At 57.9% G+C, this 12,488-nt stretch carries 15 protein-coding genes; 10 read left to right on the forward strand and 5 right to left on the reverse strand.

Features of this window, described 5'->3' with window-relative positions:
- Window positions 1–148: 148 nt before the first annotated feature.
- Window positions 149–766 (reverse strand): LysE family translocator, encoded by a 618-nt coding sequence (locus M9920_05375; protein MCO5051714.1) that lies wholly within the window; start codon window positions 764–766, stop codon window positions 149–151.
- Window positions 767–900: 134 nt separating this feature from the next.
- On the opposite strand from M9920_05375, the gene hisF reads away from it, so the two are divergent.
- From hisF to M9920_05425, 10 genes are all read left to right on the forward strand, one after another.
- Window positions 901–1,680, forward strand: coding sequence for an imidazole glycerol phosphate synthase subunit HisF (gene hisF, locus M9920_05380; GenBank protein MCO5051715.1), 780 nt, complete (start codon window positions 901–903; stop codon window positions 1,678–1,680).
- A gap of 4 nt (window positions 1,681–1,684) precedes the next feature.
- Window positions 1,685–2,308, forward strand: coding sequence for a hypothetical protein (locus M9920_05385; GenBank protein MCO5051716.1), 624 nt, complete (start codon window positions 1,685–1,687; stop codon window positions 2,306–2,308).
- A complete protein-coding gene (locus tag M9920_05390) occupies window positions 2,271–2,480 on the forward strand; it encodes a hypothetical protein (GenBank protein ID MCO5051717.1) in 210 nt (69 codons plus the stop codon). Before M9920_05385 ends, M9920_05390 begins: the two co-directional genes overlap by 38 nt.
- Before the next feature lie 226 nt (window positions 2,481–2,706).
- On the forward strand, window positions 2,707–2,970 hold the full coding sequence (locus tag M9920_05395) for an acylphosphatase (GenBank protein ID MCO5051718.1): 264 nt from the start codon (window positions 2,707–2,709) through the stop codon (window positions 2,968–2,970).
- An 8-nt stretch (window positions 2,971–2,978) separates the two neighbouring features.
- Window positions 2,979–3,701 (forward strand): metallophosphatase family protein, encoded by a 723-nt coding sequence (locus M9920_05400; GenBank protein ID MCO5051719.1) that lies wholly within the window; start codon window positions 2,979–2,981, stop codon window positions 3,699–3,701.
- A gap of 77 nt (window positions 3,702–3,778) precedes the next feature.
- Window positions 3,779–4,702: a mitochondrial fission ELM1 family protein gene (locus M9920_05405; protein ID MCO5051720.1), complete on the forward strand. Its 924-nt coding sequence runs from the start codon at window positions 3,779–3,781 to the stop codon at window positions 4,700–4,702.
- A 214-nt stretch (window positions 4,703–4,916) separates the two neighbouring features.
- On the forward strand, window positions 4,917–6,032 hold the full coding sequence (locus tag M9920_05410; GenBank protein ID MCO5051721.1) for a glycosyltransferase family 4 protein: 1,116 nt from the start codon (window positions 4,917–4,919) through the stop codon (window positions 6,030–6,032).
- 4 nt (window positions 6,033–6,036) lie between these two features.
- Window positions 6,037–6,924 (forward strand): alpha-1,2-fucosyltransferase, encoded by an 888-nt coding sequence (locus M9920_05415; protein MCO5051722.1) that lies wholly within the window; start codon window positions 6,037–6,039, stop codon window positions 6,922–6,924.
- Window positions 6,925–7,110: 186 nt separating this feature from the next.
- Window positions 7,111–7,830: a DUF268 domain-containing protein gene (locus tag M9920_05420; GenBank protein MCO5051723.1), complete on the forward strand. Its 720-nt coding sequence runs from the start codon at window positions 7,111–7,113 to the stop codon at window positions 7,828–7,830.
- Window positions 7,831–7,834: 4 nt separating this feature from the next.
- Window positions 7,835–8,842 carry a glycosyltransferase family 10 gene (locus tag M9920_05425; GenBank protein MCO5051724.1) on the forward strand — a complete coding sequence of 336 codons (1,008 nt, stop codon included), beginning with the start codon at window positions 7,835–7,837 and terminating at the stop codon, window positions 8,840–8,842.
- On the opposite strand, the gene M9920_05430 is transcribed toward M9920_05425, so the two are convergent.
- From M9920_05430 to M9920_05445, 4 genes are read right to left on the reverse strand one after another with little or no spacing between them, the layout of a single operon-like run.
- Entirely contained in the window at window positions 8,843–9,763 is a 921-nt protein-coding gene (locus M9920_05430; protein ID MCO5051725.1) for an FkbM family methyltransferase, read from the reverse strand.
- Window positions 9,760–10,566: an FkbM family methyltransferase gene (locus M9920_05435; protein ID MCO5051726.1), complete on the reverse strand. Its 807-nt coding sequence runs from the start codon at window positions 10,564–10,566 to the stop codon at window positions 9,760–9,762. Before M9920_05435 ends, M9920_05430 begins: the two co-directional genes overlap by 4 nt.
- A 9-nt stretch (window positions 10,567–10,575) precedes the next feature.
- Entirely contained in the window at window positions 10,576–11,628 is a 1,053-nt protein-coding gene (locus M9920_05440; protein ID MCO5051727.1) for a glycosyltransferase family 10, read from the reverse strand.
- A gap of 6 nt (window positions 11,629–11,634) precedes the next feature.
- Complete coding sequence (locus tag M9920_05445) at window positions 11,635–12,486, reverse strand: glycosyltransferase family 25 protein (GenBank protein ID MCO5051728.1); 852 nt, start codon at window positions 12,484–12,486, stop codon at window positions 11,635–11,637.
- Between the last annotated feature and the right edge of the window lie 2 nt (window positions 12,487–12,488).

Raw genomic sequence — 12,488 nt, forward strand, 5'->3', positions numbered from 1 at the left:
GTTTCTTGTCAAAAGCGACCTTAGCCAACTGCTGAAAGCGAGTCAATGTCGCGCGCGCAAAATCTGGCTACACAAAATCTTTCCGCCGGAGGTGGGAGACGCGCCCGCCTGGCGGTGCGGGCAGGTTTTACTCCGCTCTCCAGACCAGTTAGATCAGGGACAAATGTTTCAATCCTTCGCGGAAGAGCACCAGGGCGAAGAGTACCAGCAATCCCGCAAGCAGTTGCATCAGCCCGCGATAGTAGCGCCCGACTAAAAAATTGCGGGAGCGGCTGACCAGCAGGGCGATGCCGATTTTCGAGCCAACCAGCAGGAGATAAAATCCGGCGAGGAACGCGGTAGCCACAGACCAATCTCGTTGCATCGCGTTCGCCAGCATGGCGGTGCCGACGGTAAGCCAAAACAGCCAGGGATGCGGGTTCAGCAGATTGGTGACGATGCCTTTCAGCCAGGATCGGGGCAGTTCGGCTGTCGCCGTGGCGTGGGGCTGGGCCGGACGAAATGTTTCCCATGCGAGGAACAGCACGAAAATTCCACCGGCTAGAGAGATGGCCCCGAGCAGAGGTTGCCATTGCGCGAGTTTGGAGGCCAACAGTAATGTGACCAGAATGATGGGCGGATCCGTCAGCAGTGGAGCGAGTGCAATTTTGCAGCCCTCGCGCCACCCGTGGCGCAGGGTTTGCGTGAGCACCAGGGTCAGCATGGGGCCGGGTGAAATGCCGGCGGAGAATCCCAACAGAATCCCGGACGCCAAGGCGGTCAGCATACGCTCCAGCCTAAACTAAACCCGTTGCGGGCTTCAATAGTGGGCGATCATCCGGGTCACGACGGTCTTTCTGACGGGGGACCAATGAGCAAATAGGTTGCGCCCGGGAGATGAGGATTATTCAATATGCGGCCATGATCGCAAAACGTGTCATTCCGTGCCTGGACGTTCACGCTGGCCAGGTCACTCGCGGCGTGCAATTCGGCGTGGCCGAGCAGGGCGGCTTGCGCAACGTGGGCGATCCGGTCGAGCTGGCGGTGCGCTACAATGAACAGGGCGCGGATGAAATGGTGTTTTTTGACATCACGGCCACGGCGCACGGGCGCGGCACGATGGTGGATGTGATCGAACGCGTGGCGGACCAATGCTTCATGCCGCTCACGGTCGGCGGCGGGATCAAGTCGGTGGACGACATGTACACGATGTTGCGGGCCGGCGCGGACAAGATCAGCATCAATTCCAGCGCGTTGGCCCGGCCGGAACTGATTCGTGAAGGGGCGGAAAAATTCGGCAGCCAGTGCATCGTGGTTTCCATTGACGCCAAGCGCACCGCGCCCGGTGTGGACCAATGGGGCGTGTTTTCCCACGGCGGCCGCAAGGACACGGGCCTGGATGCGATTGAATGGGCCAAGCGGGCGGTGGCACTGGGAGCCGGTGAGATTGTGTTGAATTCCATTGATGCGGACGGCACGAAGGCCGGGTTCGATTTGGCAATTACCCGGCGGATCAGTGAATCCGTCGGGGTGCCGGTGGTGGCGAGTGGTGGCGCGGGCAAGTTGGAACATCTGGCGGAGGTGTTATTGGCCGGAAAAGCGGATGCGGTGCTGGCTGCGAGTATTTTTCATTTCGGCACTTACACGGTAGGCGACGTGAAACAATATCTGGCGCAGCAGAACATTTCGGTCCGACGGTGATTTTATGGAAGCCGCTAAAATCGAAGCCGCGCTGGCCGACATTACGGCGGAGCAGGACCCGACGCTCAAAAGCGCAAAGCTGGCTTCGCTGGTGAGTGCGCTTTGGCTGGAACGCGGCGTGGAGCTGGTCGTCGTGGGCGGTTCCGCCATCGAGATTTTGACGGAAGGCGCGTATGCCTCCGGTGATTTGGACATGTGCCATACGAACAAGGCGACGCTGCCGATCCGCGAACGACAGGAAGTCATGGCGCAACTTGAAGCCACAGGCGGCCCGCGGAACTGGCAGGTGGCTGGAATGTACGTGGACGTGCTGGGACCGGTGGAAAGTTTTGCGCGGACGCCGTTCCGCCAAGTTGAAGGTCCCTACGGAAGTTTTCTGGTGATGAAACCGGAGGATTTGCTGGTCGAGCGAGTGCTGATGTCATTCTACCTTGAATCCAATGAATCCGCCCGAGAATGCGCCAAAAAATTTATTGCCGTCATTCTGACCGGCGGCATCGCCGTGGATTGGAACGAAGTCCGGCGGCTTGCGAATCTGCCGGAATACCGTAACCTTGTGGAGTCTGCGAAACTGGTGAAAGAAGTCGCCGATGAACTCAAAGTCCAAAGTCCCTTGCATTCCGATTGAAGGTTCAATCAGTTGGGAAGACTGGTTGAAAGGCCGACGGTTTCGACGCGAGATGGGCAATCGCGTTGCGCCGGAAATCATCCGCCGCAAGAGCAGTTCCAAAGACCGGCGGTTGAAAAAACTGTTCAACGGCGAACGCGGTCTGCCGTTTACGCCGACCGAGCAGCTTTGATTTCAACTTTCAGCCATCAACTGTCGGGTGGCGGCGCTCCGACTTCACTTTTGTCTTCCGCGCTTGATTTGAGCCTGCTCACGTCGGCTGCTACCGGGGAAAATTGGGCCACGAAGAATCGTTTCCGCCGAACAAAAGCATTGCCTCTGCGCGCGCGGTTTGGCTTCATGTCGTGGTGGCACAAGCGGCCGGAACAGCGGGCTCCGCTCCGAGCGAACGTCGCCGGATGCAAATCCTGTATTCCGGGCGGGTTCAAGGAGTCGGGTTTCGTTACACGGTCCAAAACCTCGCGACGGGTTACGAAGTCACCGGCACGGTGCGTAATCTGCCCGATGGCCGGGTGGAGTTGACCGCCGAAGGACCGCCCGCTGAATTGGAAGCGTTTCGCGGAGCGATTCGCGCGAGTGGACTGGGCGTCAACATCCGGCAGGAAGATGTGCGTTGGGAAGCGGCTCGAGGTGGTCTTGTTGGGTTTGCCATTGAGCGATAATTTATTAAATGAAGTTTGCGATCATAGCCGACATCCACGGAAATTGGGAGGCGTTTCAAGTCGTACTCGCGGATGCCAAGCAGCAGCAGGTGACCCATTACGCCTGTTTGGGAGATGTGGTTGGTTACAATGCCAATCCCAAGGAGTGCCTGGACCTCGTGCGGAAAATGAACATCCCCTGCGTGAAAGGAAATCACGACGAGTACTGTTCCAGCGAGGAGCAGTTGGAGGGGTTCAATCCCGCCGCCGCCGAGGCCGTCAACTGGACGCGGAAGCAATTAACCGATGACGACCGCAAGTGGTTGCGGGACTTGAAATACTCCCGCATGGTGACGCACTTTACGATCGTACATGCCACGTTGGACGGTCCCCAACGCTGGGGTTACGTGTTCGATAAATTGGCGGCGGCCGCCAGTTTCACCTACCAAAACACGGCGTTGTGTTTCTTCGGGCACACCCATGTGCCGGTGGCTTTTGTCAAGGACAGCGTGGTGCGCGGCGGCACTTATTCAAAATTCAAGATCGAACCGGGCAAGAAATACTTCATCAATGTCGGCGCCGTGGGGCAGCCGCGGGACAATAATCCCAAGGCGGCTTACGTGGTTTTTGACAGCACCGAAGGAACGATCGAGCTGCGCCGATTGGATTACGATATTCCCACGACCCAGAAGAAAATTCGCGCCGCTGGTTTGCCGGAACGGCTGGCTGAACGCCTGGCTTACGGTCGTTAAGTCCATGAAGACCGGCGGCGACGCGAAGCCGCAATCTCCGTCCGGACGGCGGAGGTGATGGCAACACATCCGCAAGCATGAGCCACCCGCTGCAATGGATCCGCGTCATTTCCGAAGGGCGGCCCGGTCACGAAAATCAAAGCGTGGGACTGGCGTACGCGTTGGCGCGTCGCACCGGCGCCTGGGTTGAAGTCGTCCGCATTCCTCCGACCTGGAATTTGTTTCCCCGCCGTCGCGCTGCATTGCAATCAAATCCGGCGTCGCCCCAGCTCGTCATTGGCGCCGGCCACAAGGTGCATCTACCCCTGTGGTTTGCCGCGCGAAAATTTCGGGCGCGTTCCGTGGTCATCATGGAACCCACCTGGCCCAAACGCTGGTTTGATCTCTGCATTTTACCCAAACACGATACCGAACCGGGCCATCATAATCCGCGCCTGATTACCACCTTGGGCGCTTTGAACCGCATTCCGGAGGAAATCCCCACCAAACTGGCCCAAGGCCTCGTGCTGATCGGAGGACCGTCGCGGGCGTGCGGCTGGGATGCGCCCCAAACGCTGGCAGCGGTGGTGGCGGTGATTCGCACCCGCTCGAATTTGAGCTGGACCGTAACCGATTCACGCCGGACGCCACCCGATTTTTTGCAACAGTTGCGCGCGGCAAATTTACCGGCGGAAATCATCTCCCACCAACAGACGCCGCCTGACTGGGTGCCCGCGCATCTGCTGACCGCGACGGAAACGTGGGTGACGGCCGACAGCGTTTCAATGATTTTTGAGGCGGTTACGGCAGGGGCGCAGACGGGGGTATTGCCCGTGCCGGCCCTCCATCCAACCGCGCCACCAATGCGCGCCATCCAAACGCTGATACGTGAGGGTTACGCCACCACGTTTGAAGATTGGAAGAGCAATGGGCAACAACTCGCTCCCGCCAGGTCGTTGCACGAAACCGGGCGCTGCGCAGACCTCGTCTTGCAAAAATTATTTCCTACTACCGCGCCATGAAAACGCCCGGCACCAAACCCGTGACGGCGATGCCCTCGGCGGCAAGAGCTTTCATAGTGTTGCCTCCCTTGCCGCTGCGAGTGGCCGCCTTTCTTCCGGCAATTCCCAACATTCGCCAAAAAAGCGACGAGGCGTCGCGGCCACCGTTTTCACGAGCGACGGGGCGTCGTGACCACCGTTTTCATGAGCGACGAGGCGTCACTGCTACCACGCCATGAAAGTGCTGCAGATTCTTCCGGAACTGAACGCTGGCGGCGTCGAGCGTGTGGTCTTGGTGCTGTCGGATTACCTCGTGGCGAACGGCCATCAATCCGTCGTCGTGTCAAACGGCGGGCGACTGGTGGGCGCACTGGAGAAATCTGGCGCACGCCACATCATGATGTCAGTGCATAAGAAGCGTCCTGGCTCGTTGCTCCAAGTGCGGCCGCTCCGCCGGATTTTGGAGCAGGAACGCGCGGATATTTTGCAGCTTCACTCGCGCGTGCCGGGCTGGATTGCCTGGCTCGCGTGGCGGAAAATGAATCCGCAGACGCGTCCGCGCCTCGTCAGCACGGTGCATGGCTTTTATTCCGTGAACGCCTACTCGGCCATCATGACGCGCGGCGAACGCGTCATCGCTGTTTCCGAGTGCATCCGCGATTACGTGGAGAAAAATTTTCCACGCACGCCACCCGCCGCGTTACGCGTCGTGCGTCACGGCATTGATCCGACAATTTATCCGCGCGGTTTTCAACCTGCCGCCGCGTGGCGCGCGCGGTGGGAAAAAGATTTTCCGCAATTCACCGGCAAACAATTGCTGCTGTTGCCCGGGCGCATTACACGCTTGAAAGGGCATGAAGATTTTCTGCGCCTCATGGTCGCGTTACGGCGAACCCATCCACAAATTCACGGCGTCATCGTCGGCGACACCCATCCGCGCAAACGCGCTTATCTCGATGAGTTGCAGCGCCTCGCCCGGCAACTCGGTTTGACGAGCGAGGTCACCTTCATTGGTCATCGCGCGGATTTACGAGAAGTCATGGCGGTGGCGCGATTGGTTTTTTCACTATCCACCAGCCCGGAATCATTCGGTCTGACCACGCTCGAAGCCCTGGCGCTCGGGCGTCCGGTCATCGGCTATGATCACGGTGGCGTGGGCGAATTGCTGCGCGAATTGTTTCCGCCGGGTCGCGTGCCGCTGCGCGATGCCGCCGCGCTACTCGAAACCACGCAAAAACTGCTGGTGACGGACCTCGATTTGAAACCCATCCAAGAATCCTTCACCCTCGCCGCCATGTGTCGCGGCACGCTCGACGTGTATCGCGAGTTGTTGCAAACTACGCGACCATAACATCATGTCGTCCGCCGTCATCGCCATTGTCAAAGGAGGATTGGGCAACCAACTCTTCATCTATGCGGCGGCACGGGCGCTGGCGCTACGCACCGGACGGTCCTTGTATCTTGATGCCCGGCGTGGTTACACCCATGACGATTACGGACGCAGCTATCGCTTGAATCGCTTTCCTCTGCAAGCGATGCCGATGCCCGAAGCGTGGCGAATTGCGCCGACGCTCAAACATCCGCGCCACAAAATCATCCGTGCGGTTAGCAAGTTGTTGCCTCGAAATTCGCGGTCATACATTGCCGAGCGACATAACCTGCCACCGACGCAACTTACCGAACTTGAACCGCACCCCGCGCGAATCACATTGCTGGGGTATTGGCAGGATGAAGCCTACTTTGCGGATCACGCCGACACGATTCGTGGCGAACTAAGCCCACCCGCACCTCCTGACCCGCAAAATCTCGCACTGGGAGAAAAGCTCGTCGCGTGCGAATCGGTGTTTCTGCATTTCCGCCGAGTGCGTTATGAACATTTGCTCGGGCGCGATTATTATCAGGCCGCGATTGATACTGTGGTCGCCAAGCTGACTCACCCGCGCTTTGTCTTGTTTGGCGACGATCTGGACTGGCCCCGGCAGAATCTGGATTTTCGCGGCGCAAACGTGGAATCGGTTCCACACAATGCCGCCGACGAACTGGCCGATCTCTGGTTGATGAGCCGCTGTCGTCACGCCATCGTGGCGAACAGTTCCTTCAGTTGGTGGGGCGCGTGGCTCGGCGATGCGGCAGCGGGACGATTGGTTTTTGTGCCCGCGCAAGTGGGCTGGAGTCTGGCCATGCCCGAGCGCTGGCAGCGGATTCCCAACCAGATCAAGCCGGGCGTGGCTGAATCAGCATGACGCCAATCCACTCGTATCGGCGTTGACCCATTTTCTGAATATCTACAGTCTGATTTGAGTGAACGAAATCCGACTACAGCGCGAATGGACGGCATCAAAAAATTTCGGTAATCTACCCTCCGACGCATGGATTTAGAGCCATCTCATTCTCGACGCCCGATTCGCCTTCGCGCCTTAAGTCAGATCGTGAAGCTCGCGGGTCGCTTTCCAACCCGCCCTGCCGATGTGCTGTGGTTCTGGAAGAGTTACCGCGTTTGGCAGAACGCCGCTCCGGCGGAATGGCGGGCACGGCTGAGTGAAATCAAGCCCATGCTGAAAGACCGTCACGCCGCGGCTGGCACAGCTCAGGGGCATTACTTTCTCCAGGATTTATGGGCGGCGCAACGAGTCTGGCGCTGGCGACCGGATGAGCATGTGGACGTGGGGAGTCGCGTGGATGGTTTTGTCGCACATGTCGCCAGTTTTTGTCCGGTAAAATATGTGGATATCCGACCGCTGACGACCGGGGTGCCGGGGTTGACGGGTTTACAAGGATCGGTTTGCGAACTGCCATTCGCCGCCAAGTCCGTGCGCAGTTTGAGCTGCCTGCATGTGATTGAACACATCGGCCTCGGACGCTATGGCGATCCGCTGGATCCAAACGGCTGGCTTCAGGGGCTGACGGAATTGCAACGGGTGCTGGCCCCGGGCGGCCAATTATTGCTCGGGACGCCGTGCGGTCGTTCGCGAGTGGTTTTTCACGCGCATCGGGTTTTCGATCCAGCCCAAATTGTTTCAGCCTTGCCAGAACTGGAGTTGCGGGAATTTTCGTTGATCGAGACCGCGTGGCGGGAGAATGTGCCGCTCACCGCCGCGCGGGGGCTGGATTACGGGTGCGGCCTGTTTGTGTTTGCCCGTTCTGGTTGAGGATATGAGTGCCCCCTCGTTGCCCCTCGCGCGCAAGTTGCGCGTGCGCGTGTCTTCAGCAGGAATGCCCGGAGGACTGGAATTGTTCACTCCAGGCGGAGCGTTGACCTGGGGTGGCTGTGAATTTCAGTTGGATGCCGCTGATGGCGCTGAAAGCGACTACTGGATCGTATTCGCGAATGCGTTGCCGCGAGAAGCGAGTTGGGTCGCACCTCGGAACACCTTGTTCATTGCCGGCGAACCGCCGGCGAAAAAAATTTATCCACGCGGCTTCTACAAACAATTCGCGCGCCTGGTGGATACGCACGCTTATTCGAATCATCCCCGGGTGCAGTTGGATGCGCTTGGCCTGCCTTGGTTGGTGGGGTTGAGCTGGAAACAACAGCGCTACACCATGGGCTATGATTTTTTGAAGCGACTTGAATTTCCTGAAAAACAGAATGGGGTTTCCGTGGTTTGCTCAACTACCGCGCAAACGGCGGGACAGCGGCGACGCCTGAAATTTTTAGCCGCTCTCCGCCAGCGCTTGGGTGACGCGCTGGTGGTTTTTGGGAAAGGATTTCAGCCGGTGGATGACAAGCTGGAAGCCATCTTGCCATATCGCTACCACTTGGTACTCGAAAACAGCCAGAGCCAACATTACTGGACGGAGAAATTGGCGGACGCTTATCTGGGATGGGCGTTTCCGCTGTACGTGGGCTGTTCCAACTTGAGCGATTATTTTGCACCAGAGAGTTTTGAGGCCCTGGACCTGGATGACGTTGATGGTGCGGCGCAGGCCATTCGCCGACTTTTGGCAAAACCCCTTACGAACGACGAACGGACGGCATTACGAACCGCGCGGGAGCGGGTGCTGGAAATTTACAATCCCTTCGCCCGGTTCGCGCATTGGGTGGATCAATTTTATGCGCCCGCTCCAAAGGAACAGGTGGTGATTCAATCCGCCAAGGCGTTTCGCTTCATGCGTGGCTGGCTTTATCAGTTTCAAAACCGGCGCTTTTCCCGCGCCTGATCAATGAGCCACCCGCCAACCGGGTGGTAGCCATGTTGAGGCCGCCTGTTGCGGCATCAGCAGGAGGTCCGTGCCGGTGAAATCCGGGCCATGGCGGGCAAACAAATCGGCATATTCCTTAATGCGCCAAAGCTCCCGGTGTTTCACCCTGGCGTAGCAATAAATATCGAATTGGTCGCGCAACCTGGCAAAGAATGCCGCCGGATCAAGCTCCGCCCACTTGATGAATTTCGGCGTGAATTCGATAAATCCGAACGCTTGTCTCGTGCGCTCGAGGGTGGTGGCAAATCCTGTCAGCGCCCGGCTCTCGTAGCCTTCCAGATCCATTTTGAACAATAACACCTTCCCATCAGCCGCCGTCGCGGGAATCGTGGCGTCAAGAGTTCGCGCCGGTAATTTGAACTCGATATGCCGATGCGTTTCATTCATTTGCCGGATGGCTGAGGAACTGCCGCTCCACTCCGGATTGACCAGGAACGGCACGTTTTCGGCGGGCGCATCGGACACGAGACAATGGGTGATGGTCATCCGCGCGCCGGCGGGATGTTGCTGACGGCTCTTTTCCAGGTAGGGAATCAACCGGGGATTCGCCTCAAAGCCGTACAGCATCGCGGTGGGGGTATAGTCCGTGCCGAACAGACACTCGCCGTAATTCAAACCCACGTCCACGATGAGTTCCGGTTGAAGATATGCGTTAAATTCACGCCAGAAGATCAGGTTGGAGGAAACCCGACCGCGCAGCGGTTCATGCACCACTTTCTTGATGGCGCAAGGGTCTTCGGGATCAATGTAAATCCAGTTTGCGCACTGGTGCAACCGCGCTCGATGCGGCCGGGCGGCGCCGTAGCGCAAAATTGTGAGTGGCAGTAAATAGGCCTGTTTGAAAGCCCGCTCCAGACGAGGATAAAGCGGCGGTTTCATCGGTTCGGCGGTTCCCGCAACGCCACGAAGTTGGTGGTAGCGAATTGTTCCTCGGTTTCTCGATAGCGTTTGATCCGGCTGAAGTAGCGTCCGGGAGTCAGCCGATACAGATTCATGCCGTGCGCGGCGAAAAAATGATGGAAGTCTCGCAAAAAAATCCGGGTGTCAATATTGCAACCGCCGAATTCAAAGGTAACGAGTTCCACCGCCTGCCGCGCAAACAGGCTGGCCCCGCCTCGTAACACGTCCAGTTCATGCCCTTCCACGTCCAGTTTAAGCCAGTCAATGTGTTGAATCTGATGGTTGGAGCAGTAGGTGTCCAAGGTGGAAATCGAAATGGTTTCATGCTGCTCAAATTTGATTTGGCGAAAGCCCAGATCGCGCTGAGTGAGCGAGGCAAGTCCGGATTTTTCCTGGTCGTAATAAAGCTCCGCTGTTCCGGTGGTTGCGCCGAGCGCAAAATGGTTTAAGACCACGCCGGCGTGGTTGGGACGGGCTTGTTGGAGCGCGGCAAAAGTTGCGGCCGCCGGCTCAAAAGAGTGAATGGCTGCCAGTTGGGAACCCAATTGCCTGACCGTAAGATTCAGGAATTGTCCACAGTTGGCCCCAACATCAAAGACGACGAGGTTTTCTTTCCGGGTGCGCGCCCAATACCGCATCACGGCAATTTCACCGCTATCGCCCACCTCACCACCGGCCCCCACGCCCATCAGCCAGTGGCACAATTTGACCTGCTTGCGCAACAGATATTGGCCCGGCCGATTGGCCAGCGGATATTTTAATAAATGACGAATAAATGCCATGTGACGTCATCAAGTATGCCGATGTAATGCGAATCGCAAAGCAACAAACGCGCGTTCTCCGCCGAAGCGAATGGCTCCGAGAGGATGCCGCCTCCGCCATAAATGCCGGCTTTGAATCACGCCCGGCGATGCGGACGGATGTGCCGGGATCCCGTCGTGACGCTCGCTGATCAGACGCGCCAGTTGCGGGAAGGTTGAATAGCGTTCCAAAACCAGCCGCCGCGCTTCGCGGATCGCCGGGAGGCGGCGCTCATATTCATTAGCGCGCAAGGCTTGCTGGATTCGCGCGAAGCTCTCCTCGAAGTTATGAATGTTGATCGGGATGAAACTTTCGGGCGGAAAATAATCCGCCGCGTTCGGTGCGCCGTGATAGAACGGCAGGCACATTCCCAAAAAAGCGTCAGCGAGCTTTTCCGTCCAGTGATGCGGACAAACGTGATTCTCGATGGCGACGTGATATTTGAAGGTATCCAGCGCTTCGTTCTTGCGTTCAATGTAGCGCACGCCGTGACCAAAAATCTCCAGTTCTGGCAAGACTTGGTGTAACTGTTGGGTGAACCGATAGCGGTGCTGGTGGAGGGTGTGTGTTTGACGTTTGCTCGAGCACACGGTGGAAATCAGCGCCGGTTTATGTTCCGGCGGATTTTGCGCGATTTGATCGTAAGTGCCATCATAAAACCAAATCAGCCCCGTCTGACAATAGATCGCGCCCGGATGCCGGATCACCCACGGTTCCTGACTGGTCAGTACCCAGCCGAATTGAGATAGAAAGCCGTGTCCATAAACTTTCACCGTCGCCGGCTCGCTGGTGAGCAACAAGGTGCGCTCTCGCGGGCAGGCGAGCGCTTCTTCCCAACGTGAGTGACGTTCCCCCTGGCTGGACGGAAGATCGTCGTACACCGCGATCCAATCGTAGTCTCGCGTCTCCCGATCGAAAACAAAGTGGCAACGGCCCACCGTGGGATTGCCCCCGGGCAGAAAGCGGCGCCAAATTGCTGTGACGTCGCGATGCGGATGCTTGGTCAGAAATTTGACCCGGATTGGTTGGGTGGAGTGGTGCATCGCCAATCAAAAGCCGACGATTCGTTTGCCCCATCCGCGCAATTCATCTCCGACAAGCCCCAGGCGAATGGTGATGCGGCGCAGCGCGTGGCCGGAATAATAACCTCCATTACCCGAAGCGGAAGGAACGGCGCGGAGGAGTTGGGGTTGTGAGTGATAGTTCGTTGGTTGCCCGACAATGTCCGAAAAATCTTCGCTTTGGTTGACGATGCTGGGGGACACACAGGCCACAGGAAATCTCAAACCAAGCTGGCGTTGGTACCAACGATCAATCGCCCGGTGACGGGCAAGCCATGACCAGACCCAGGTTTCATCCGGTAATTGGCTCAGAATCCAATCGCGTGCCGCTTCGCGAACCAGATAGGCGTGCGCCGTATTGCAACCCTGCACCCGATAGAGGCCATGTTCCTCGTCCAAATTTGTTTCCTTGCGGCGCGGCCACCAAGGATCGGTGAATCCCAAATAACACACCTCCCAATCATATTCGTGCGATACCGCCGCCAGCGTGTCGGTTAACGCAGTGAAATTCGGAGCAAAAGTGACGTCATCTTCAAGAATCAAAACAGTTTTCCAACCTGCGGCCTGCGCTTTCACCAACGCCTGGCGATGAGACAACAAACAGCCCGCGCGTCCAGCCCAGCGGCGATCCCCCGGTTTGCCGCGAAACCACGGACGTTGCCCGAAACCTGGAACCTCTGTTCCCAATCGAGCCGGGAGCCGATGTAGTTTTTGGGCAGGGATGAGCTCTCGTGCGGCGGCTTGGAACGTCGTCCAACGATCCGTCCGCGAATCCAGATTGATTACCAAGGCGCCATCCACCCGTTGCCAGAATGAATCGGAAGCAAGTTTTGCGGCCATCG

Source organism: Verrucomicrobiia bacterium (assembly GCA_023953615.1).
Classification (GTDB): domain Bacteria; phylum Verrucomicrobiota; class Verrucomicrobiia; order Limisphaerales; family JADLHS01; genus JADLHS01.

What these genes read in the sequence shown, in the direction of transcription:
- M9920_05375 (MCO5051714.1), bottom strand. Translation starts at nt 766, where the DNA reads ATGCTGACCGCCTTGGCGTCCGGGATTCTGTTGGGATTCTCCGCCGGC.
- hisF (MCO5051715.1), top strand. Translation starts at nt 901, where the DNA reads ATGATCGCAAAACGTGTCATTCCGTGCCTGGACGTTCACGCTGGCCAG.
- M9920_05385 (MCO5051716.1), top strand. Translation starts at nt 1,685, where the DNA reads ATGGAAGCCGCTAAAATCGAAGCCGCGCTGGCCGACATTACGGCGGAG.
- M9920_05390 (MCO5051717.1), top strand. Translation starts at nt 2,271, where the DNA reads ATGAACTCAAAGTCCAAAGTCCCTTGCATTCCGATTGAAGGTTCAATC.
- M9920_05395 (MCO5051718.1), top strand. Translation starts at nt 2,707, where the DNA reads ATGCAAATCCTGTATTCCGGGCGGGTTCAAGGAGTCGGGTTTCGTTAC.
- M9920_05400 (MCO5051719.1), top strand. Translation starts at nt 2,979, where the DNA reads ATGAAGTTTGCGATCATAGCCGACATCCACGGAAATTGGGAGGCGTTT.
- M9920_05405 (MCO5051720.1), top strand. Translation starts at nt 3,779, where the DNA reads ATGAGCCACCCGCTGCAATGGATCCGCGTCATTTCCGAAGGGCGGCCC.
- M9920_05410 (MCO5051721.1), top strand. Translation starts at nt 4,917, where the DNA reads ATGAAAGTGCTGCAGATTCTTCCGGAACTGAACGCTGGCGGCGTCGAG.
- M9920_05415 (MCO5051722.1), top strand. Translation starts at nt 6,037, where the DNA reads ATGTCGTCCGCCGTCATCGCCATTGTCAAAGGAGGATTGGGCAACCAA.
- M9920_05425 (MCO5051724.1), top strand. Translation starts at nt 7,835, where the DNA reads ATGAGTGCCCCCTCGTTGCCCCTCGCGCGCAAGTTGCGCGTGCGCGTG.
- M9920_05430 (MCO5051725.1), bottom strand. Translation starts at nt 9,763, where the DNA reads ATGAAACCGCCGCTTTATCCTCGTCTGGAGCGGGCTTTCAAACAGGCC.
- M9920_05435 (MCO5051726.1), bottom strand. Translation starts at nt 10,566, where the DNA reads ATGGCATTTATTCGTCATTTATTAAAATATCCGCTGGCCAATCGGCCG.
- M9920_05440 (MCO5051727.1), bottom strand. Translation starts at nt 11,628, where the DNA reads ATGCACCACTCCACCCAACCAATCCGGGTCAAATTTCTGACCAAGCAT.
- M9920_05445 (MCO5051728.1), bottom strand. Translation starts at nt 12,486, where the DNA reads ATGGCCGCAAAACTTGCTTCCGATTCATTCTGGCAACGGGTGGATGGC.